The following is a 22370-nucleotide window of genomic DNA, read 5'->3' as shown; positions in this document are numbered from 1 at the left end:
GTTGTTATAACTATTGGCTCGTACTTTTTTATTCTCATAGTATGCTACATAAAACAAGTTGAGTAATACTGGTTCCTTTAATTAAAATCATGTAAAATAAGCTTCGCCAGCTGTTGATATGGAGATTATATAACTTCGTTAAAGTATGCTTATTCGGCTATTAGCATGTTAGTTTAAAATACATTCTATAAATTTAGTAATTTCTTATTTGAGGCATAATGATTGCTTTTGTCGATACCTCTATTGTATCAGTATGACAATTAACTACATGTAGGCGTACTTATATAAAAGCTTATAAATATAAAAACGGACTTAATAACTCGTTTAATAAAATTATATGTGGTTCATAGCGAATAGGTGATGATATATTCATAAAATGGATGTCTTATTCAAATATTGTTTATATAGAAGCTCGTGTTCGCTTATTAACGTAGAATCAATCTGCAATGTGAAACGTTATTTTTTTATCCTTATTGATAAGCAAAGAACTATAATTCGAAATGATATTGTCATGTAGAGGGTAGCTCAAAGAAGTTTTTGAGGAGAAAGGAGTGGGGGTTGCTGTTTATGGAATATATATATATTATATTTGTATTATATAAATATAAAAAACCACTTTCTCCTCTAGGATTATAAGAAAGTGGGTTCTTTACATAATAATTATTAAGATTCAATTTTTAAACATACTGTCTATTTATTCAATGGTGTTTATTATACTTTTAATTAATTATTTATGAAAATTTCCGTTAGTAGTGTATAGTATTCCTGTGCAACGTTGGCCCAAGTTCTCTTTAGGATATGCTCAATTGCTATTTGTTGTTGGGTTAAGAAAGTGTTATTGTGTTGCCAAAGGTGATGAATGGCAAGTATTATTTCATCTACAGAATATGGATTAAATGTGATGAATTTTTCGATATCCGTTATAATTTCTTCAACAACTTCAAGCTTACTAACTGCTACAGGAGTATCCATAATTAAAGATTCTAATAGTTGAAAAGGACAGCTTCCTTCAAAAAGTGTAGGAACGATGGTTCCTATTGCGTGTTTATATAGAAATGGAACATCACTTGTAGGTATTCTGCCTAAAAATACAACACTATTCCGTATATGCGGATCTTCGCAATCATTAAGCAATGTTGCAATTTCTTTCTTCTTTGGTCCATTTTGGAAATCATCAGTTAAAGCCAGACTAAGGTTAGAGGCAGTGTCTATATAGGTTTGCTTAAATTTCAAAAATGCTTCAATTAGCCGATCATGATTTTTATGCGGACGAATCACAGAAGGATACACAATATAGTCATTATTTAATTTGTATTTCTTTCTAAAGGTACTCTCATCTAATGAACCAACAGAGCTATATTCTTCGACTGGGGCAGCTAACCTAATTACATGCATTTTTTCCGAAGGCAGCTTCATAAACTTAAGTCCCTCATGGTCTCTTACAAAGTTCGAGTTAAATACGACTTTTGATGCTTTTGTGACTAATTTACTAACAATAACATGGAGTTTATCACAGAAATTCGGATACGCTTTATCATATAGTTCTTTAAAATGTAGATATACTAAGTCATGTAAACAAACAATAATTGGCTTCTCTAATTGTAACGCTAACTCCATGCCTACATAAGGAACAATCCAAACATCGACAGGAATGGTGGCATTGACCGATTTTACATTATCAAATCTTTTGGTTGAGAATCTATCAGGAAAGGATAATGAAACTTCCTTAAAGGACTTACTAATATCCACATAGTTTAGTCCATCAATTGCGACGGTTACGGTTGCATTCTTATCGTGATGCAGTAAGCTTTCTGCCAGTCGGATAGAAAATCGTCCAATGCCTTCGCCGCCAAAATGTTTGCCGACTCTTCCTAAATAGCCGATAAAAAGACCGATTTTTGGTGAAGGCTTCTGATTTGTTTGAATTTCGGGATGTAAAAGGGGAGTTTCTAAAAATTGTCGACACTCTTCAGATAATAAAAATTGCTCCATTAACTGTACTCTTGGAAATCCTGAAGCTAAAGCATTTAAGTGGTTTTGAAAGCCTATTGAATCTGGGGAGCGGTTTAATAATTGTTCGTATAATGAATGGAGAAACTGTTTATCATCGAAACAATAAAAGGACTGAATAAGATAGGAAATAGTTTTTGCTTGATTGGATCTGGCTTCGTTTATTTGAATTGCTTTTGTATATAGTGCTTGTGCTTCTTCCTTTACCATAATTTCTTGAATAATTGCTATTTTGGGTTTGTGCGTGAGTTTTTTCGAAAAATACTGCTCTTCTTCGTCTAAGGGTTTCCTGTGTAAAATTTGTATATATACCTCGTGAACAAATGCTTCGTTAGAGATCTGCATGATTTTTCTTATCATATCGATAATGGTAGGCTGATTTTGGTCGTGATGACTCATAATAGTACCCCCTTTATATCTTTAAATTCAAATGATAAATCAAAAATAATCTTCTATATTTTATAGGAATACTAACTATTGTTTTAAATTTGGTCAATGATGCTATTTGACGTTTTATTATATTTTTTCTTTATCTGATTCTATCACTATGCAACAGTGTTCAGTTTTAGCAGCAAAGTGGATAAGTCTCATGCTTAAAATTGTATACAGTTTATGTGTTACACGGTCTTTATAGTACAAAAGTGAGGTATAAAACATATATTAGGATAAGTGTTGCTTATTTTTTAAATCAAAAATAAATAATGCCCGTTAATTAATAGTATGTGCAAGCTATTAGAGATTCCTAAAAATTATATAAAATTATCTTCACATGAAAAACTGTTCTCTAATCGTAATGTAAAATTCGAATGAAGAAGATATATTGATTGTGTATAACTATTGAATATTTATCTCGCTATTTGTGGAAGTAAGATTTCTTTTAAGATACAGAGAGAGGTTTCACTTTATTTATTGTAATACTTGAGATATGCTTGGCGCATTACATGTATATATTTTTTGGCAATATCTTCCCATGATTCAGCAGGGTCATTTATACCTTGAAGAGCAGATGCTTTATACTCATCGTAATTTGCAGTTATTTCTTCAAGAGCTTGCACAATTGAATCGATCGATTCGGGGTTAAACCAAACGACTTTTGTGCTATGGCGCGCCAAGTGTTCACGCATAACAGGAATATCAGAGCAAAGAACCGGTACTCCTAATCTCAGCGCTTCTTCTACAGGATAGCTTCCTCCGCCTTCTGATAAACTAGGCATAATGAGTGCCTTAGCATTTTTAATAGTAGGTGTGACATCTTGATCATTTACAAATCCAATTGGATATATATCTTTACCTCTGCGTAGTCCCACTCGATTTATTAAGGAAACAAGCGTCGGAATAAATGGGATTTCCGGCCAAAATGGTGGTTCATTTCGAAGCAAGTCTATAAAAGATCCAAATAGAACTAACGGATATTCTTTTCGTTTTGTAAATTTGGAGTATGCAAGTATCAGATTGTAGTGATTTTTATGAGGAGATGTGTTAGCAGGGTACACAAAGTACTCAGCCGGCAAGTGAGCTGCTAAGTCCGAATCTGAAATTTGTTCAGAAGAATATCCTGTTGGCAAAATAGCATGAGGAATGACGACAGTGCTTTGTAAATAGCCCCCGAAGTGTGCGATGATGCGGCTTTTTACATGATGTGATGAAGCTACTACAGTGGTACAGTTTTCTAACCACTTTTTGGAATCTTCCCAGTATTTCTTTATTTGTGATCCGCTCGTAAACGGAGGAACAAAGTCAAGAATCGTAGCATCGTGAAATGTGCAAACACTAGGCCTGTTAACATCGACATATTCATGAAGATGAGGCCAAAAATAATAGACAACGTGACAGTCCTGAACAAATTTCTTCCCTTGTTGTGAATTGATATTTTCATCAAAATAAATAATTTCAATATTTGATAGATTCGCTACATCAATTCTTTCTTTAAATTTAGACTTAGGAGAGATGACTAATCGAACTAACTCGATATCGTCTTGCTTGGCTATAGCTGGCAGAAGATTAGCCAAAAGCCTAGCTCCTCCGCCAGGGGACACGTTTTGAGTCCAAATTAGAATTCTCATCGGTTTGTACCACCTTTATTTGAAGATCCACATGTTCCTATCTAATGTATGCAAGTTCAGACAATTTTGTGAGCGAGCAAAAAACTTGTTGGAGAAGAAAAAGACATTGCATTTTGGACGAATCCTCAGTTACAGAAAACAGTATGGATCATATACTGAAATATAAGCTATAACAGACGGAAAGGGGTACGAGTGTATGACGCAAAATCAATCCAATAGCAAACAAAAACCTTTGTTGATTTATATTCACATACCAAAAGCGGGAGGAACTACATTAACAGATGTAATTTATAGGCAATACCCTGATAATATTCTCTACGATGTTGATCAGTATGGGTTGAATCAGCAAAGTGTGTTGTTACTAAAAGAAAAGTTAACAACAGCTGATACTTTATGTGGTCACCTTTTGTTTGGCGTACATCACCATATTTCTAGACCGTGTACTTATATTACGATGTTAAGGAATCCAGTTGAGCAAGTCCTTTCATGGTTTTATTTTGCACATAAGAATCTAAATCAATATAAAGAATTATTTTTTGAAGGGACAATTGATGATTATATAAATAATCCAGATTTCGATTATTATACGATTAACTTCCAATCTCGTTTCATTACAGGTAGTGATGTTGCAGATTTACAAATAGCAAAAGAGAATATAGAAAATTATTTTTCTGTAGTAGGTATTACGGAGTTGTTTGATGAATCTTTATATATTATGAAAAGAGAATTTGGTTGGAAGAATGTTAAATATCAAAAATTAAATGTTAATGCACAAAGAGCTCAAAGGGAACAAATTCCGCAGACAGTTATTGATAAGATTGTAGAGAAAAATGAAATAGATTTTCAATTATATAATTATGCTAAAGAAATGTTAGAAAAAAAGATTGCTTCCTTAGATGCTGCCTCAATTAGAGAATTGCGCGCATTTCAAACTAATGATTAGTTATTGTTTTTTATTTGAATAATTGTAACAGATATATTTTAGGGGATATTTAAAAGACTGGAACAGGATTTATTTTGTTTCAGTCTTTTCTGTTGTTGATATGAAAATACAACATTTTGTATTCTGCATAGTAATGGCTTATGCGTTAAAATATCAAAATGGATATATAGAATATTATTTTTATATAAAGTCTATTTTTAAGCTTGTAATGCAACTTGTCCATATATAAAACATATTCTATAGAATAAAGGGGTGAATACAGAAATGAAGTTAGCAGATATTAAAAGAAATTATCATGCAATTTTTAGTTTGGGAGCAGATTGTTATGTAGGCTTTTGGTTAAATCAATTTAAGTTAAGACCGTTTTCTGGATTTTTAGATTGGGTGAGAAGCCCCTCTTTAAAAGATGTAAACCGATTATTAAACAATAGATTTATTAATTTTTTAGAATTACAAAACCTTACCTTTGTTTGTTACACGCCTGAAGGTGGGCATAATTTAATATTTAGAGATAATTTGTATAATATAGATTTTGTACATGATTTTTTAGCAACTGTTAATACTCCAACTTCATTCCCACAATATACGGAGATAAAAGAAAAATACAATCGCCGTATTCAACGTTTCTTAAACTGTACGGAAACAAGTGAATGGATTCTTTTTGTCCGCTCAGGTGGAACGTATGAAGAAGTTGCTGAGCTTGAAAAAACTTTATCAAGTATGGTTAAACATAACTTTCAGATTCTTCTTATTTTAGATGGAGATACAGAAGAAATAAAAGAACTTGACTGGGGTTTAGAGCATACTTGTGTTGTTCAATTTAAAATGTATCCAGTAAGGGATTACATTCACAATAAAGATGCATGCACAATGTTATTTAATGGGATTACTTTAACTTCTTAGATAGAATGATTTTATAGTGGTACCTCTATTCAAAACACAGTAATAATTTAAGGGTAGGGTTTTCATTGAGTAAGAGAAGTGGAAGATCTTAACTTGAATTGTACATGCTAGTTCCCTTTCTACAGTCTAAGTCTTCTTACTTTAATGCAAGGTGAACGAGCTATTTTAAATATCAATTCTCTTTAGGTACAATATCCATTTTCTTATAATTAAAGTGTTTATAGCTCTAAGGACACATCACAGTGAATTCGGTACAATGCATAGCAGAAGAGATGTGTCCATACATAATTAATACTTTCGATGTTTAATGATACTAGACTTTACTATCGCTACATATTTTTTGAGAGGAGTTGTGTTATAATCACCTCTCGGCCAAGCTTGTTTTATTGTCTAATACGGAGAATAAGGGTTGAAATGGGGAAGTTAATTATATTTGTAGTAAGGTGAATTTTGTTATTTTGCTGAAGCTAGTGAGTGGTGTTTCGTTCTTCAATTGGGAGATAAAAGCTTGATATCATTTCCTAAGTATTTATCTCGTTTAATGTTTCTGTTATTTTTAAGCTAATATATCGAATATCATCATCGGTCAAGCTTCCGTAACTTGGAACATTAATCCCCTGAGCAGAAATGCGGTTTATTATAGGGAATTCTAATGGGTCTTGTAAATTTTGGTAAGGAGGCAATGCATGCATAGGATAGAAAAAAGGTCTAGTTTCGATTCCTTTATCTTTTAAGCGATCCATTAACAAATTTCGTTCGTTTTCAGTAAAATCTTTACATACAATGCTGAACATCCAGTATACATTTTTAGCCCAATCTTTTTCGATTGGTAATATGAGACGATGATCATCTTTTAAATTTTGTATATATTGATTAGCGATTCTGATTCGTTGCTGAATATGCCAATTAATGTTCTCGAGTTGTGCGCAGCCGATTGCTGCCTGAATGTTGGTCATACGATAGTTATATCCGATAACTGGAAACCAATATTTGCGGTTTAGATCCATTCCTTGTGACTTTAGAATTCGAATCTTTTCAGCTATGTGGTCATCGTTAGTAGTAATCATTCCCCCTTCACCGGTTGTAATAATTTTATTGCCAAACAAACTAAAAGTAGCACAGTCACCAATTGCTCCTGTCATTTTTCCTTTGTATTGCGCTCCTACAGCCTGAGCAGCATCTTCTATAACAAATAAATTATATTTCCTTGCCAATTCTTTAATAGGGTCCATATCAGCTGGATGACCATAGATGTGAACGGGAATAATCCCTTTTGTATGCGGTGTGATTTTTTCTTCTATTTTCGCAGGATCAATATTCCATGTTGCTGAATCGGAATCAATAAATACAGGCGTTCCTCCACAATAGACGACTGCATTTGCTGTTGCAACGAATGTAAAAGTCGGAATAATCACTTCATCGCCTTCTTTAATCCCATATGCTAACAGAGTAAGATGTAAAGCGGTTGTTCCGTTATTACAAGAAATAGCATGTTTTACACCGCAGTACTGTGCAAATTGTTCTTCAAACTTTTGAATATATGAACCGTTTGAAGATATCCAATTTGAATCGAGGCAGTCTATGACATATTGTTTTTCATTTCCATTTAATATAGGACTAGCGATAGGATAAAATTTTGTCATCAAAATGTCCTCCCTGCATAAAAATAAAGTTAAAGTACAAGTCAAGAGGGATAGGTAATATAAAAAGGTTATAAAATCAAATTTCATAATCCTTTTCTTTGCTGTTGTTGTCGTTCTAAATCGCTATCGACCATCATTGTAATTAGTTCTTTAAAATTCACTTTTGGTTTCCAGCCTAATGCTTTTTTCGCTTTTGCTGGATTTCCTAATAGAAGATCTACTTCAGCGGGTCTCATAAACTTTGGATCTTGAATGACATGATCTTCCCAGTTTAATCCGACATAACTAAAGGCGATTTCAACTAATTCTTGAACTGTGTGAGTTTCACCAGTAGCAATAACATAGTCGTCTGGCTTTTCTTGCTGGAGCATAAGCCACATCGCTTTAACGTAATCTCCAGCATAGCCCCAATCCCGCTTCGCATCTAAGTTGCCTAAATGGAGTTTATCTTGCAGTCCCAATTTAATTTTAGCCACTCCATCTGTTACTTTTCTTGTAACGAATTCCAAACCACGGCGAGGAGATTCGTGATTAAATAAAATTCCTGAACATGCGAAACTATCATAGCTTTCTCGATAGTTCACAGTAATCCAATGTCCGTATACTTTAGCAACTCCATATGGGCTTCTTGGATAAAATGGAGTTGTTTCTTTCTGGGGAGTTTCTATTACTTTTCCGAACATTTCACTACTAGATGCTTGATAAAATCGAGCATCTGGTTTAGCAAGACGAATCGCTTCAAGCATATTTGTAACCCCAAGAGCGGTTGTTTCCCCTGTATAAATAGGTTGAAGCCAAGAGGTTGCGACAAAAGATTGGGCGGCCAAATTATATACTTCATCTGGATTGGAAACTTTAACAGCTTGAATCAAGGAAGCTAAATCACGTAAATCTCCTGAAAGAAATTCAATCTCGTTTTTTAGATGTTTAATGTTTTCGTCGTTTTCTGTTGCGGTTCGCCTCTTTAATCCGTAAACTTTATAGCCTTTATTTAACAATAATTCTGCTAAATAAGAACCGTCCTGGCCTGTAATTCCAGTAATGAATGCTTGTTTCATATTTTCACCCCATGCTGTATATAATCAAAACTTTTACCTCCTTTAATCATATGTTTCATATACCTTGACTGCTACTGAAATACCGTTTATTTTCACCATTACATGAATAGGATAGGGAGAATGGAAGAACTCAGTAAAATAGAGAGGCGAAACAATTTTACAATTATTGTTTCGTCTCTCTAGAATCATGAATAGATGATTTATACACTAAATAAATCCTAATTGTGTCAATCGTTTTTCAATCATGTTTCCAATCACATTTGGTGAAAAATCGGTCATTATGGTTTCTTGTCCTTTCATTGCGATAAGATTACACTGTGTTTGATTGGAGATAAGTTGGCGCATAAAATAAGCAGCATGCTCAATATCTGGCTCAGCCCATATTTGATAATGTTTGTAAGGACCGTAATTTCGTTTTATTGGGACAAGGGTATAATTGACAGGACAAGAATTATCTGCGTTCATAAAATCAGTATTACCAGACCAATTTGTACCAATTACTGGTTTTCCTAAATACATTGCTTCTGCTAGTACAAGTCCAAATCCTTCAGAACGGTGTAAAGAGACAACACAGTCAACCGATTGAATTAAGGCATTTACTTCTCCTCGATTTAATGATTGGTTAATGAGATAAATATTACGATTATCTCGAATTAGATGCTGAATCTGTTTCACTTCTGCAAGATTATAATTTGAATTATTGATTTTTAAAACAAGCCCAACGGAAGGATCATCCTTAGAAAACGCTTTTTGGAATGCTTGAATAGACGCAACTGGATTTTTGCGTTGTTGTATACTTCTAGGATCATACATGGAAAGAAATAAAAAGCGATCTGTCGGTAAATTAAAGTATTCACGACTTATACCTTCAGAGCATTCTACTTGGATGCAATGTGGAATACGGATTACAGGAAGGTTTGTTTTTTTTGATACAGCTTCTAGTACAAAAGATGAGGGAACCCATACTTCATCGATAAGTTTGAAGCTGGTATACCATTCCCTAGGAAGCTCCGGAAGCTCCCAATGCCAATAACCAATATTGTAGCGACCGTTAAAAAATTGATGTCCAAGCTGCTTATGAGCGGTTGGAAATACATCTGGATTCATATGAAAAATATTAATATCGTGGATAGGATCGGTTATTTCTTTATGTTTCCAAGAGAAATCTAATGATTTTACATGTGGAAGCGAATAATTAATAATGCCAAATGGAATATTTGTACTTTGAATGGACTTTGCTGCTAGGCGACAAGATTCTCCTAGTCCAAATTCGGCACGTGCATATCCTACTAAATTAATACCTTTTTTTAATGGCGTTGCTTCAGTCTTTTGCATTGCTTCGCTTCATTCCTTTCATCAACACCTCCGCCACTTCAGGACGAGTAAACTCAGACGGCAAAGTTTGTCCGCTGCGAAGTATTTCTCTAACTTGAGTACCACTTAAAATAACACGATCGGTATTAGAATGTGGGCATGTTTTGACAGAAGCCATGTTCATACACTTTTTACAATAAAAACTGTGTTCGAAAAATAGGGGGTGAATTCCAATTGCAATGGGATCAAAATTACGAAAGATTTTTTGGGCATCGTACGTTCCGTAATAATTTCCTACTCCTGCATGATCGCGACCGACAATGAAGTGTGTGCAACCGTAATTTTTTCGTACAAGCGCATGCATCACAGCTTCACGAGGACCTGCGTAACGCATAGCGGCAGGATAGATAACGAGGCGGGTGCGGTTAGCTGGATAATAGTTCTTTAGTAATATTTTATAGCTTTCCATTCGAATATCCGCAGGGATGTCATCTTCTTTTGTTTCTCCAACAAGTGGATTTAATAACAATCCGTCAACGATTTCAAGTGCTGTTTTTTGTAGGTATTCATGTGCACGATGCACAGGATTGCGGGTTTGAAATCCTACAATGGTTTTCCATCCTAAAGCAGTAAACATGTTTCTTGTTTCTTTTGGGGTCATGTAAAAGTCCTGAAAATCTTTGTGTGAAGGTTTATTTAATAGAGAGATAGATCCGGATATATATATATCGCCTTGTTCATCCAGTTTTTTCACACCTGGATGAGCAATATCTGTTGTACCAAATACGAGCTGCGCTTCTCTTTGTTTATCGTAATGAAACATATCGGTTATTTGCATAACTGCATAAGGAATCTTATCTTCTCCGTAAAGAATCACTTCAGTTCCAATACGTAAATCTTTTGCTTCCTCTTGTGTAATAGGTAAAGTGATAGGAATCGTCCATGGCAGTCCATTTTTTAAATGCATAGTCATTAAGACGCTTTCATAATCATTTCTATCCATAAAACCGATGAGCGGACTAAAGCCACCGTTTGCGATTAGTTCAATGTCAGAAATACTCCAAGCAGAGATAGTTAGAGAAGGAAGTTCGTTTACCTTTTTTAAATATTCTTCACGCTCCGCTTCTTGTAATTCACGGTTAATGAGTATACCTCCATGAGGTAAAATTTTGTCTGTTGGACAGTCCATCATAATCCTCCTTAAATTGATAAGTAGTGATGTTTTTTGAGAAAATCTATGACTTGTATAGCACATGCTTCAGCTGAACAATGATTAGAATCAAGAGTAATTTCTGGATTAAGTGGTTTTTCATAAGGGGAGGAAATTCCGGTAAATTCGATAATCTCTCCATTTCTAGCTTTTTTATATAAACCTTTTGGATCTCTGTTTTCGCAATTTTCTAGAGAGCAGTCGATATAAACTTCAATAAACTCGTCAGGGTGTACATTATTTCTAACGGCTTCACGATCGCTGCGGTACGGTGAAATGAATGTTGCCAACACAATAACTCCGCAGTCTACAAACAATTTTGACACCTCACCTACGCGGCGGATATTCTCTTTACGATCTGCTACTGAAAAACTAAGATCTTGATTTAATCCCTTTCGAAGATTATCTCCATCAAGAATATAAGTGGAGATCCCTAATTGATGTAGCTTGTTTTCAACAATATTAGCAATTGTGGATTTTCCAGATCCTGATAAACCTGTAAACCAAACAATGCAGCTTTTATGTTTATGCAAATTTTGTCGATCCTTTTTTGTAATTGAAAAGTGATGATAATATATATTTGTTTGTTTTTCCAAAAAAAATTTCTCCTTTCATATAAAGTAAAAAATGGCTTAGTAATCAAGAACGTCTTTTTCAATACAAGGTTAGTTTGTGTTTGCTTTATTTACGTATAAAATGGCCAAAAGTATGGGATAAGTAGGACAGAAATAATCATGAAAAGAAAACCAAGCGGAAGACCTATTTTAAGAAAATCTACAAATTTATAGCCACCTGCTTGATAAACGATTAAATTTGCTTGATATCCTGTAGGTGTTGCGAAACTAGCAGAGGCAGCAATCGTAATAGCTATAATAAAAGGTTCGGGATTTAAAGATAGTTGTGTAGCAATGGAATAAGCAATAGGGAAAATGAAGGCCGCCGCCGCCGTATTTGATAAAAATTCGGTACTAATCCATGTAAGTAAATAAATGATAGCAAGTAATGCTGTTGGACTAAATGTTGCGGTTTCCCCTGCGATTGTGTTAGCAAGGTAATCAGCGACTCCTGTTTTCTCCAAAGCGCTTGCCATTCCAAGAGATGATCCAATCATGATAAGTAAGCGTAAATCTAAATACTTTCTTGCTTCTTGTACTGAAATGGACTTTGTAATGAATAACAAGATAACACTTAAAAAAGAAGAAGTTAAAATCGGTAGAACCCCTATACTTGCACATAATATCATGAGAAGGAAGATAAGCAGAGGAATAAAGGAGGTCATCTTTTGTTTTCTAGAAGGATTTTTAAAGGAACCAGTTTCATGGGAAAGAAAGTAAAAATCATTAGAGTATTGGTTCTCTATGAAAAAATTATTTTCTGATAAAATATATAAAATATCTCCTGTTTTTAAGCGAATAGACCCTATTTTAGAGAGAATTCTTTTACCGTTCCGAAAAACAGCAATTACAACAGCGTTGTATTTTGAGCGAAACTGAATTTCTTTAGCAGTTCGGTTGGATAAACAAGATTGTTTGGATATTACTATTTCTGAAAGAGTGATGTCATTATTGGAGGAGTTTTCGAGACTTATTCTAGAACTGAGGTGTAATGTTAAACCCTCAATTTTTTCCAAGTTGGAAATAGTAGAAATGTCTCCTGTAAATAACAAGCAGTCATTTTTATTTAGTATATAATCGCTAGAAATTGGGAGTATTATGTCTTCGTTTCTCATAACTCCAATTAAATATAAGCCTGCAAGGTTACGTAAGTTCGCTTGTTTTATTGTTTTTCCTATAAGTGGGCAATTTGATTCAACTTGAACTTCTGCTAAAAATGCACTTTTATTCTCTTCATCTATTTCGCTTCCTTTTTTGTATTCAGGAAGGAGTTTGCTTCCTATAAATACCATGAATAGAATACCGATTATAGTACATGGGATACCGATGATTCCTAATTCGAACATAGAAAGTCCATGATTACCTTGTTTTTTTAGTAATGAGTTTACAACAATATTTGTAGATGTACCGAGCAACGTACACATCCCACCCATACTAGCTGCATATGCTAAGGGAATTAACAGTTTAGAAGGAGCCAGGCCGATTTTTTGCGCCCAATTTTTTATTATAGGTGTGAGAATTACTATGATCGGTGTATTGTTAATAAATGCGGAGAGACTAGCTACAGGCATCATTAGTTTAAGAATTGCTTTTTTATGACTTCTCTCATGACCGATTATAAACCTTGGAATTTGTTTGATGAAATTGTTACTGTTAACGGCAGAAGCTATAATTAATAAGGCTCCAATTGTTAATGTTCCTTCATTTGAGAACCCATCTAAAGCTTCAGAAGGAGCTAAAACTCCAAACATCATTAAAGAAACTAGTCCGCTGAACATAACGATATCAGCTGGAAATTTTTCGCACATCAAAACTATGAATGTAATAAAAATAATAAGGAGTGCAATTATACCGTGAATGGTCATATGATTCACCTATTTATAAGTTGTTTTCATTGAGGAACATTTAGCGTGTAAAAGATATAACAATAACAGTTTGGTTAAATCATCTAAAGGAGAGTAGCTTAGGGTAGTGCCTTACTACTTTATTGTACTCTTACTTTCGCTATAGAGTGCGTACATGAAAAATGCGTAACTATATCCCAATGTTTTATCAATTCCACTATATAAAACATTCATTACCTTTATATGTTATTTTTAGTGAATTGACACTGTTTTTGTGAACTTATACATTTGTAAGCTAGATTTGTAGAAAATAATTTCGTATTAAATGTCTTTTCGGATATTTTGATTGAGTGAATGCATTCATAAATTATGAGTAAAATGATTGACTGTAGAGGGGGGATGATTTTTGAATCCAAAAGTATCAATCATTCTTACTAGTTATAATAAACCTGCATTAGTGGGAAAAGCGATTGAAAGTGTGTTAAGGCAAACTTTAGATGAATGGGAACTGTTTATCATGGATGATCATTCGAATGAAGAAACAGTAAATGTTATTAAACAATATTTGGATGACCCAAGGATAACTTATATAAATAGCTTCATAGAGGATGAGGAACGTTATAAAAAGACGAGGTATGCTGTACTTATCAATAAAGCTATTCCGTTAACAAAAGGAACATACATTTCTTATTTAACAGACGACACTGTCTATGTTCCGAAGAGATTAGAAGAAATGGTATCTTTTTTTAACATAAATGCTAAGATAGATATTATTTATTCTTCTCAACAAGTGAAATTTGTAAATAGCCAATTGAAGCTGCTTTCCGAAAGAGTAAGTAGAGCTCAGCGTGTACTATATCAAGCAGCTAACGTTGTTGATCACTGTTCAGTTATGCATACGCGTGCAATTTTAGAGAAAGTTCGGGAGAAGTATGGGGAATATTGGGATGAAAGTCCTGCTCATTGGTATAATGGAGATGCGGCTTTCTGGGAGAGATTAAACACTTTTCAGCCATTCCATCCTATCGATATAGTGCTTGATATAACATACAAAACACCTTACTCTTTTCAAAACCTATATAATAATTTACCTATAAAAATTCCGAATGGGACTTTGGTAAAAGGGGGGAATCCACAGGTTTTTTTAATTGACCAGCAGCAAAGAAGGCTCATTACAAATGAGATGTTTACGTATTTTAAGTATAACTTAAAGAAGGTAGTTATGATACCTGATCCTTTTTTATATAGATACGTAGAAGGTCCTCCTATTGATGATCCAACTATTGTTCCCAACTTACGTATTGTTCAAAATGAACAAAATAAATTTTTCTACCTCGAAAATAATACAAAACGCCCAATAATGAATAATTTAGCTTTTCGTAAATTCAAATTTTCTTTTTATGAAGTAATTAAAATAAACTCAACTTTACTAGATCATATACCTCATGGATTACCAATCTATCCTATTTTATCGCATAATACTTGCTTGCCAGAAAATAAAGTATTTATATATAATGGTCAATGCTCAATTACGATGAATTGTAAGCTTCATCTTATTGATAAAAAAATATTGAAAAAGCTTAACCTTATAAATGATTGCATATACGTTTCAAGAGCTGAGATGGAGGGGTTTGAAAAGGGGGAACCAATTAGTTTCTATTTTAAAAGATTTCTTAAATAGCAACAGCAGTTTTTCTTTTTATAAAATTGTTAATTCCTTTCCTTACTCTCAATTTTGATGTCGCAGTTGTACAATATCTTTTTCTTCTTACAACCATCGGATTTTTATAGAAAATGAAAAATCATCGGTAATACAACCGATGATTTTTGTAATTTAGAAGCTAAATAAATTTATAATATGGGATATGAATAACTATATGCGTATAGAAGAAAGGGAAGCTATTAAACAGTTTTTGAAATGGTCTTAATCATTTTCTTAACTCGATGACCAAATGTATGTTGCTCTATCACTATTTTTCGAGCTTTTTGGGCGATAGTCTTCCTTTGCTCTTCGTCATCCATATAGATACCTAATTTGTGTAAGCAATCCTCGTAATCTAGGTAAGATATCATTTCCTCTTCGGTAAAGATGGAACGAAGATCGGGCTTTTCTTCTATTAGTTGAAAAGCCCCACAGGATGCAATATCAAATGTTCGGTTATTTATACTTTCGCTAATAACTCCATGTGTATTTTTGTTAAGCCAAAAATTGTGAGTTCGATGAGGATTTAACACGATTTTGGCTCCATTATAATAATAAGGGATCTTTTGCGGTTCAATCCAAATATCTTTAATTATAATTCTCCGATTGTTTCTCCATCTTTTTTGTAGTTTGTTATACCAACCTTTACCAATGAGCGTGATTTGATATTTAGTATTATCTAAAAGAAAATGAATAAAATTTACTCTTGTGGGATATGGATATCCTACAAGAAGTAAATCGCTTTTGTGTACATTTTCCGCAGGAAGGGGCTTAAAGATTGTTGCGTCTGTTCCTAACGGCAAATAGTAGACATTTGGATGAATAGATTGATAGTGCCTGAGAGCAACATTATCAATAGTAAAGATATAATCAAATCGATGAATCATTTGAATAGTTTTATCAATATAAAAAGGGTCTTCGGTCAGCCAACATGCCAGTTTGATACCATTTTCTCTTAAATATTGAATAGCTGATAAGGAGAGATGATCTCCTAATATTGTTAAAACTAGCTGTGGCTGAAAATTAGCAACAATCGCCTTTAACTTCTCTATACTCTCTAATGGATGAAAGTGAAGCCATTCATAATCACTATTACTTAGCTCAGCTTTTATACTTTGATCAAAATATTCGTAAATTCTTGGGTAGCCGGAAGAGATATATAATAATTTCACCATGCACCACCAATTAGAGTTTTACTTCATAACAATCCCTTGAGCACTTGTTATTGAAAAATTATATTAAAAACGATCTTCTTGTTCTCCAAAAGCTGAAACTGGTGTTGTTGGGCGATCCCCACCGCCTCCTGGAATTTCTGGACTGTACGAGACACTTTCAATATCGTTACAGCCGATTTGCAGAATAATAGTAGAAATAGGAGTCGTCATGTCTTCCTCTAGCAATGTAACTACACAACTTTGTGGATCTAAGAATTGAAACGTAGCAGGTCCATACATATGACCTGATTTACCTACAATTGTTACAACGGTTCCTGGGGGTAATGTAGAGAATATAAAGCATGCGCTTCCATCACATATTTGTGCCATAGGTAAATTTTTCCTCCTTTTAATTCATATAATGTTTTAGGGTTCATGATGAAAGGTGTACAATTCTATTAGCTGATAAGAAATTGTCTCTCTAAATAAGAAAACTCCTGGAAAGAGGACAGTTTCTATAAACTCTTTGAAACTATTGATGAAGCAATCTAGGCTTAAGAAGCCTAGACCGATGATATATTGAATTGTAGCAAACATAGCTGAACCCATTATATTTGGAACAGTACACGTAGTAGAAATTTAGAAGTTAATTTTTCTCTGCATAAGTAGTTAAACAACTTGTACTGCTCGTAGAGAAGCAAATTGAACCTGTGCAGAATCTAAATCTAGTTTGTCCCAGATAACGTCAACCCCAATGATAGTACCTGTGGTTGCTTTGAAAAGAACGGAGCCAGTTAATATACCAGCATATCGACCTGTAAATCCACCGCCACCAGTACCTGGAATCGCTTCTACAGTTGAATCTGCGACCCTAGAGAACGAACCAGGAATTTGAGCAGAACCAGTAGTAGAGGTTAATACTCCAGTGAAATCGACTAAGTCAGGGGGAATAACTGAAAAAGGAATATTGAAAGTTACAGTATAGTCAATTTGATATACCCCAGGTACGTTAATCAATAATCCATTAGTTGTATTTACTGTATTATTTAGTGGACCGCTTGAAGGGAAAGTTATAATATTTGTGCCATTAGCAAGTGTTTGCGTTACTTGAGTAAATATAAATCCGTATGCTGGAGGAGGCGGTGCGGGGAAGTCGACAGGAAATGCCGGAGGGCAATTGAAATTGTTACCCATTTTTTCACCTCTTTTAAGTTTCTTACTATATTTAATGAAATAGCAAGCTAAATTGTTATGGATAAGTCCCCATTTTTAAAAAAATAGGGACTTACCCGGCTATTCGTGGGCATTAAAACCCCCATCTTAAGATTGAGAGAAAAGTTAAGAAGATAGATGGGAGATAACGGCCCTTAAAAGTCCAGTTGGGGGGCTAACAGTGGGAGATGAAAAAACACTGATGGAAGTTTCACTTTATAAAAACATCCATAGCATCACAGATCGAAATAAAATCAATAATTGATTTAGTAGAATTTAAACATCTTTCTATAATTTTTAATTCACTTTTTACAATCATACAAAGGCATATTTCCTTTTTCGATTTTTTGTTGAAGTGTTTTTAATCTGTCTCTTGTCATTATCTTTTCTCCTCTCTACTGTGCCAATAAAAATTGTATTAGCACATGTAGATATGAGTGTAAATCATTCGAGGGGATAATAAAGGTACGTTAGATTTATCATATGCTGTAAATATTGCCTGTGTGAAGATACGGGAGTAATCAGCTCATTTCTATTGTTAAATGTTCATAATAAAGAAACTAAAATCATAAATAATTATTATAAGTAATTTTCTTGTATATAAATGTAAATTCAACTATGAAAAATGTTAATCGTCTTTAGTGATATACAAGGAAGTGAAGAGTGTGAAAAAAATTGTTGTTTTTGGTTCAGGAGGCCATGCCAAGGTTGTTATTGATGTAATTCGACGAGCTGGAGAATATGATATTTATGGAATAGTTGACGGCTTTCGTTCACAAAATGAAATGGTTTATGGTTACGAAGTAATAGGGGATGAATCTAGCCTATTATCTATTAAAGATAATATCCATGGGGGAATTGTAGCTGTAGGAGATAATTGGATAAGAAGAAAGATAGTGGAGAAAGTAAAGACTATTATTCCAGATTTTCTTTTTGTTTGTGCTATTCATCCATCTGCGATTATTAGCGAAGATGTAATCATTCGAGCAGGAACGGTAGTAGCGGGAGGAGCTGTGATTAATAGTAATGTGCGTATAGGAGAACACTGCATTGTTAATACAAAGTCCAGTGTTGATCATGATTGTGTAATTGATAATTATGCGACTATCGCACCAGGTGCTACTCTTGGAGGGAATGTTAAGATTGGGAATTATTCTGTCATCTCTTTAGGAGCAAATGTAATCCATTCTATTACGATAGGGGAGCATACCGTAATCGGTGCTGGTGCTACAGTTGTAAAAGATATCGGCTCCTACGTCATTGCGTTTGGCGTACCGGCAACAAAAATAAAATCTAGAGAAAAAGGAGATAAATATCTATAAGTTTATAAGAAAGGTAGATTATCTACTGGAATTCAAAATAGGAAGTCACCAATTTTATTTAGTAAATTGGTGATTTTCACCTTTTTAAGCATTTTTTAAGGGGCATGGTAAGTGACTATATATGAGTCATGAACTTGTTGTGGCAAAGTATATATAGTTTACATAAATTATAACAATATTATTTCTATTGGAAACGGTATTTAGGAGTTATCGGTTGTGTAATAAGAGGATCGCATAATTGCAATATGATTAACAATCGTGTAATTCAATATGGTTATACAATGAAGTGTTTGCATATAACACTTTATTACTAGCCCAAAGCTCAGATGAGATTTTAGATTTATGTTTAAAGCCAGGGGTACACTTTGTTGAAATAGATGAAAATAATTTTATGGAAAAGGCAAATTACTATTTAACAGATGATAAAGAACGAGAAGAAATTGGTAAGAATGGATTTGAACTTGTACAAGAAAAGCATTCAACTACTCAACAGGCTCAACAACTAAAAGAGATGATTCATGAAATATTAAAGGGAGGGTAACCATTTGAAGGCCTTAGTTACAGGTGGAGCGGGTTTCATAGGTTCACATATTGTTGAATCCTTATTAGAAAACAATATCGAGACAGTAGTTATTGATAATTTGGCTACTGGCCATAAGCGTCATATTCCATCGAGAGCTGCTTTTTATCATTTTGATATACGCGATCCCGATATTGATAAAATTTTTATGATAGAAAAACCAGATTTTGTAATACATCAAGCGGCGCAGGTGTCTGTTCAGGAATCTGTAAAACAGCCGCTTTACGATTGTAGTGAAAATATTATGGCTACCATAAATATTCTACAATCTTGTATAAAGTATAACGTGAAAAAAATTATCCATGCATCAACCGCTGCTGTATACGGGAATCCTAAATATTTACCTATTGATGAGAAGCATGACCTTAATCCTATATCATTTTATGGTTTATCGAAATTGACGAGTGAAGCCTATATTCAATTATTTGCAAAGCTTTCGGGTTTAAAGTATACAATTCTTAGATATTCTAATGTGTATGGCGCAAGACAGGATGCAAATGGGGAAGCTGGTGTTGTTTCTATTTTTTTGGACCGATTATTAAAGAATGATAGTCCGATTATATATGGTGACGGAAATCAAACAAGAGATTTTATTTTTGTTAAAGATGTAGCATATGCTAACTTTTTAGCTCTTAGGAATGCTGATAATCAAATATGTAATATTAGTTCGAATCAACAAACTTCAGTCAATGAATTGTTGGATATGATCTGTAGTGTAATGAAAATAGAAGATAAGAGAATATACAAAAAGAGAAGATCAGGAGATATTATTTCTAGCTCTCTATTAAATAAGAAAGCTAGAAGACACTTAAATTGGGAGCCGCAATTTTCATTGCTTCAAGGATTGAAAGAAACCGTTTCTTACTTTCGTAAAGTATAATTTCATATTTAAATGAATGGTAGTTTATTTAATTTGGTAGAAATAGGATGATTGAAAAGATGTTAATACTTATAATGTAAATAAGCAGGAAAAGAAAAATAAGCAATGAGGAGGCCGTAGAGCCTCCTCATTATTTAAATATCTTCCGTTTTGTTGAATAGACGTAACAAAGTTATTAAAACTTTACCATGGAAAATATTTTAACTAAACAATTTCAACTCCGGCACTTGCCAATCCTGTAAGAGTAGCAACAGCAGTAAGACCACCAGTACCGATTATAGAAAAGACCATGACTAGACGATCTCCAGCATTTACGGGTTGACTCACTGTAGTATTAGAACCAGCAAGATTTGCAGGGAATGCAAGTAAGGATGTAATGCTTGGACTTAAATTTACTACAGTACTTGTAAGTTCAGTAAAAGTGTTCGTTTTATTGTTAGCTACAGTATTAATATATAATGATGCTCGAACGGTAATGCTACCATCAAGAGGGAGAGTTACATTAATACCTGTAGCAGTAAAGTTTGCCCATACAGACTTAATTGTGCCATTACGAGGCATCGTAAATGCTTCTGTTGCTCCGCTAAGAGTAAAAGTGTTAGGAGACGTTCCTAATAAAGTGACAGTCGGAATAGCTGATCCAAATCCAATGAGACTTACAAGCCCAAGAGCAGGCGGAAGCGCAGTCGCTGGTGTAATAGGTGTTGTGCCAGATGAAAATGGAATTATAGTGCTAGAACTAGCTGGTACCGTCGGTTCTGGTACAGGAAATGCACAAGGGAAAGGAAAGCATCTTGGTTCATCTTGATTATTGCCCAAATTAAAATCCTCCTTATTTTCTATATAAAAATAGTGACTTCAATATATTTTATGAATGATGAAAAAAATGGTACCAGGTTGTCTCATGAAATGGCGCATTTTTTAAAAAAATCAAATTATCTTTAATTGTTTTTTTCTTGTGAAGATAACCTAATTTAATTGTTTCATAAGAATTACACATAAACTTTATGGGTATTCTTGATTTTCTATCAGTGGGGGATGAAGAAAATTCCCACTGATGGAAGTTTCACTTTATAAAAAATGAAGGGAATAGAGAAGTATTTGTAGCTTTGAAATAAAGTTTGATAATTTATAAAAAAGTTTGATCAAACTTTTTTATAAAACCGAAACTTAAATATGCTAGAGAAGAATCCATTTTGATCAATCTTTTTCAAAACGGATTCTTCTTATTTACCATAAAATACGAGTTTGTGAGGTGTTTTTTGATCAAACTTTATTCCAAACCAACAGTATTATAGACAAACTTCTAATTTTAAGGAAATAAGCAAAGTGCCTTGCGTAGATAGATAAAGAATCGATTTTTAACGAAACTTCTCCGCCCTATATGAATATAACTGTAATAACGCACGTTTTAGAAAAAAAGGAGGCTTGGAGATGACTGGTAAACAAATAAAGAAAGAAAAAAATCAACCGTTATTATATATTCAACATTTGGATTTATATACACTTCAACACCATATACAGCGGAGTGTGATTGTGAAAGAGACAGGACAAACGGCTAAAACACAGGAAAACGAAATAGATAATGTTGAAAATAGTGAACAGACTCACCATATTGCAGAGAAGATAGATGTCGTTGCTCAACAAACTATGCAAACGGATGTAGAGGAGATAGATGCCATTGATCAAGAAACCATGCAAACAGATGTAGAGGAGATAGATGTCATTGATCAAGAAACCATGCAAACAGATGTAGAGGAGATAGATGTCATTGATCAAGAAACCATGCAAACGGATGTAGAGGAGATAGATGTCGTTGGTCAAGAAACCATGCAAACAGATGTAGAGGAGATAGATGTCGTTGGTCAAGAAACCATGCAAACTGATGTAGAGGAGATAGATGTCTTTGATCAAGAAA

19 protein-coding genes are annotated in these 22370 nt (G+C 33.9%); 7 read left to right on the top strand and 12 right to left on the bottom strand.

The window, feature by feature from the left end; all coding sequences use genetic code 11:
- Positions 1-723: 723 nt before the first annotated feature.
- The gene (locus tag LRP84_RS10035; protein WP_230574952.1) at positions 724-2409 is read right to left on the bottom strand and encodes a DUF4214 domain-containing protein; all 1686 of its coding nucleotides are present in this window, start codon (positions 2407-2409) and stop codon (positions 724-726) included.
- A 503-nt stretch (positions 2410-2912) separates the two neighbouring features.
- On the bottom strand, positions 2913-4073 hold the full coding sequence (locus tag LRP84_RS10030) for a glycosyltransferase family 4 protein (protein WP_230574951.1): 1161 nt from the start codon (positions 4071-4073) through the stop codon (positions 2913-2915).
- Between the two features lie 196 nt (positions 4074-4269).
- On the opposite strand from LRP84_RS10030, the gene LRP84_RS10025 reads away from it, so the two are divergent.
- Complete coding sequence (locus LRP84_RS10025; RefSeq protein WP_230574950.1) at positions 4270-5016, top strand: sulfotransferase family 2 domain-containing protein; 747 nt, start codon at positions 4270-4272, stop codon at positions 5014-5016.
- A gap of 264 nt (positions 5017-5280) precedes the next feature.
- Positions 5281-5919 (top strand): DUF1796 family putative cysteine peptidase, encoded by a 639-nt coding sequence (locus LRP84_RS10020; protein WP_230574949.1) that lies wholly within the window; start codon positions 5281-5283, stop codon positions 5917-5919.
- Positions 5920-6440: 521 nt separating this feature from the next.
- On the opposite strand, the gene LRP84_RS10015 is transcribed toward LRP84_RS10020, so the two are convergent.
- The 6 genes from LRP84_RS10015 to LRP84_RS09990 form a co-directional block, all read right to left on the bottom strand.
- Positions 6441-7562 carry a DegT/DnrJ/EryC1/StrS family aminotransferase gene (locus LRP84_RS10015; RefSeq protein WP_230574948.1) on the bottom strand — a complete coding sequence of 374 codons (1122 nt, stop codon included), beginning with the start codon at positions 7560-7562 and terminating at the stop codon, positions 6441-6443.
- 83 nt (positions 7563-7645) lie between these two features.
- Positions 7646-8620 carry a GDP-mannose 4,6-dehydratase gene (gene gmd / locus LRP84_RS10010; protein ID WP_230574947.1) on the bottom strand — a complete coding sequence of 325 codons (975 nt, stop codon included), beginning with the start codon at positions 8618-8620 and terminating at the stop codon, positions 7646-7648.
- Between the two features lie 207 nt (positions 8621-8827).
- A complete protein-coding gene (locus tag LRP84_RS10005) occupies positions 8828-9955 on the bottom strand; it encodes a glycosyltransferase (protein WP_230574946.1) in 1128 nt (375 codons plus the stop codon).
- Positions 9942-11123, bottom strand: coding sequence for a sulfate adenylyltransferase (gene sat / locus LRP84_RS10000; protein ID WP_230574945.1), 1182 nt, complete (start codon positions 11121-11123; stop codon positions 9942-9944). The genes LRP84_RS10005 and sat overlap by 14 nt, the downstream gene beginning before the upstream one ends.
- Before the next feature lie 11 nt (positions 11124-11134).
- Positions 11135-11740: an adenylyl-sulfate kinase gene (cysC, locus tag LRP84_RS09995; RefSeq protein WP_230574944.1), complete on the bottom strand. Its 606-nt coding sequence runs from the start codon at positions 11738-11740 to the stop codon at positions 11135-11137.
- A gap of 89 nt (positions 11741-11829) precedes the next feature.
- A complete protein-coding gene (locus tag LRP84_RS09990; RefSeq protein WP_230574943.1) occupies positions 11830-13623 on the bottom strand; it encodes an SLC13 family permease in 1794 nt (597 codons plus the stop codon).
- Between the two features lie 385 nt (positions 13624-14008).
- Between LRP84_RS09990 and LRP84_RS09985 the strand changes: the two genes are divergently transcribed.
- A complete protein-coding gene (locus LRP84_RS09985; protein WP_230574942.1) occupies positions 14009-15283 on the top strand; it encodes a glycosyltransferase family 2 protein in 1275 nt (424 codons plus the stop codon).
- A 221-nt stretch (positions 15284-15504) separates the two neighbouring features.
- On the opposite strand, the gene LRP84_RS09980 is transcribed toward LRP84_RS09985, so the two are convergent.
- From LRP84_RS09980 to LRP84_RS09970, 3 genes are all read right to left on the bottom strand, one after another.
- Positions 15505-16476, bottom strand: coding sequence for a CgeB family protein (locus LRP84_RS09980; RefSeq protein WP_230574941.1), 972 nt, complete (start codon positions 16474-16476; stop codon positions 15505-15507).
- 66 nt (positions 16477-16542) lie between these two features.
- A complete protein-coding gene (locus tag LRP84_RS09975) occupies positions 16543-16848 on the bottom strand; it encodes a CGEA protein (RefSeq protein ID WP_437438774.1) in 306 nt (101 codons plus the stop codon).
- 279 nt (positions 16849-17127) lie between these two features.
- The gene (locus LRP84_RS09970) at positions 17128-17652 is read right to left on the bottom strand and encodes a hypothetical protein (protein WP_230574940.1); all 525 of its coding nucleotides are present in this window, start codon (positions 17650-17652) and stop codon (positions 17128-17130) included.
- A 674-nt stretch (positions 17653-18326) separates the two neighbouring features.
- Between LRP84_RS09970 and LRP84_RS09965 the strand changes: the two genes are divergently transcribed.
- From LRP84_RS09965 to LRP84_RS09955, 3 genes are all read left to right on the top strand, one after another.
- A complete protein-coding gene (locus LRP84_RS09965) occupies positions 18327-18992 on the top strand; it encodes an acetyltransferase (RefSeq protein ID WP_230574939.1) in 666 nt (221 codons plus the stop codon).
- A gap of 286 nt (positions 18993-19278) precedes the next feature.
- The gene (locus LRP84_RS09960) at positions 19279-19533 is read left to right on the top strand and encodes a glycosyltransferase (protein WP_230574938.1); all 255 of its coding nucleotides are present in this window, start codon (positions 19279-19281) and stop codon (positions 19531-19533) included.
- Between the two features lie 4 nt (positions 19534-19537).
- The gene (locus tag LRP84_RS09955; RefSeq protein ID WP_230574937.1) at positions 19538-20452 is read left to right on the top strand and encodes an NAD-dependent epimerase/dehydratase family protein; all 915 of its coding nucleotides are present in this window, start codon (positions 19538-19540) and stop codon (positions 20450-20452) included.
- Positions 20453-20656: 204 nt separating this feature from the next.
- Here the strand turns inward: LRP84_RS09955 and LRP84_RS09950 are convergent, their stop codons facing one another.
- The gene (locus LRP84_RS09950; protein WP_230574936.1) at positions 20657-21271 is read right to left on the bottom strand and encodes an exosporium glycoprotein BclB-related protein; all 615 of its coding nucleotides are present in this window, start codon (positions 21269-21271) and stop codon (positions 20657-20659) included.
- A gap of 615 nt (positions 21272-21886) precedes the next feature.
- Between LRP84_RS09950 and LRP84_RS09945 the strand changes: the two genes are divergently transcribed.
- Positions 21887-22370, top strand: a 484-nt coding sequence (locus LRP84_RS09945) for a hypothetical protein (protein WP_230574935.1), incomplete at its 3' end; no start/stop codon positions are given.

Source organism: Bacillus rhizoplanae (assembly GCF_917563915.1).
Lineage (GTDB): Bacteria > Bacillota > Bacilli > Bacillales > Bacillaceae_G > Bacillus_A > Bacillus_A rhizoplanae.
This window is presented reverse-complemented; position numbering and strand designations above follow the sequence as displayed.

Coding starts and splice junctions, on each gene's coding strand:
- sat (WP_230574945.1), bottom strand. CDS start 11,123: ATGGACTGTCCAACAGACAAAATTTTACCTCATGGAGGTATACTCATT.
- LRP84_RS10030 (WP_230574951.1), bottom strand. CDS start 4,073: ATGAGAATTCTAATTTGGACTCAAAACGTGTCCCCTGGCGGAGGAGCT.
- LRP84_RS10025 (WP_230574950.1), top strand. CDS start 4,270: ATGACGCAAAATCAATCCAATAGCAAACAAAAACCTTTGTTGATTTAT.
- gmd (WP_230574947.1), bottom strand. CDS start 8,620: ATGAAACAAGCATTCATTACTGGAATTACAGGCCAGGACGGTTCTTAT.
- LRP84_RS09970 (WP_230574940.1), bottom strand. CDS start 17,652: ATGGGTAACAATTTCAATTGCCCTCCGGCATTTCCTGTCGACTTCCCC.
- LRP84_RS09975 (WP_437438774.1), bottom strand. CDS start 16,848: ATGGCACAAATATGTGATGGAAGCGCATGCTTTATATTCTCTACATTA.
- LRP84_RS10035 (WP_230574952.1), bottom strand. CDS start 2,409: ATGAGTCATCACGACCAAAATCAGCCTACCATTATCGATATGATAAGA.
- LRP84_RS10015 (WP_230574948.1), bottom strand. CDS start 7,562: ATGACAAAATTTTATCCTATCGCTAGTCCTATATTAAATGGAAATGAA.
- LRP84_RS10005 (WP_230574946.1), bottom strand. CDS start 9,955: ATGCAAAAGACTGAAGCAACGCCATTAAAAAAAGGTATTAATTTAGTA.
- LRP84_RS09990 (WP_230574943.1), bottom strand. CDS start 13,623: ATGACCATTCACGGTATAATTGCACTCCTTATTATTTTTATTACATTC.
- LRP84_RS10020 (WP_230574949.1), top strand. CDS start 5,281: ATGAAGTTAGCAGATATTAAAAGAAATTATCATGCAATTTTTAGTTTG.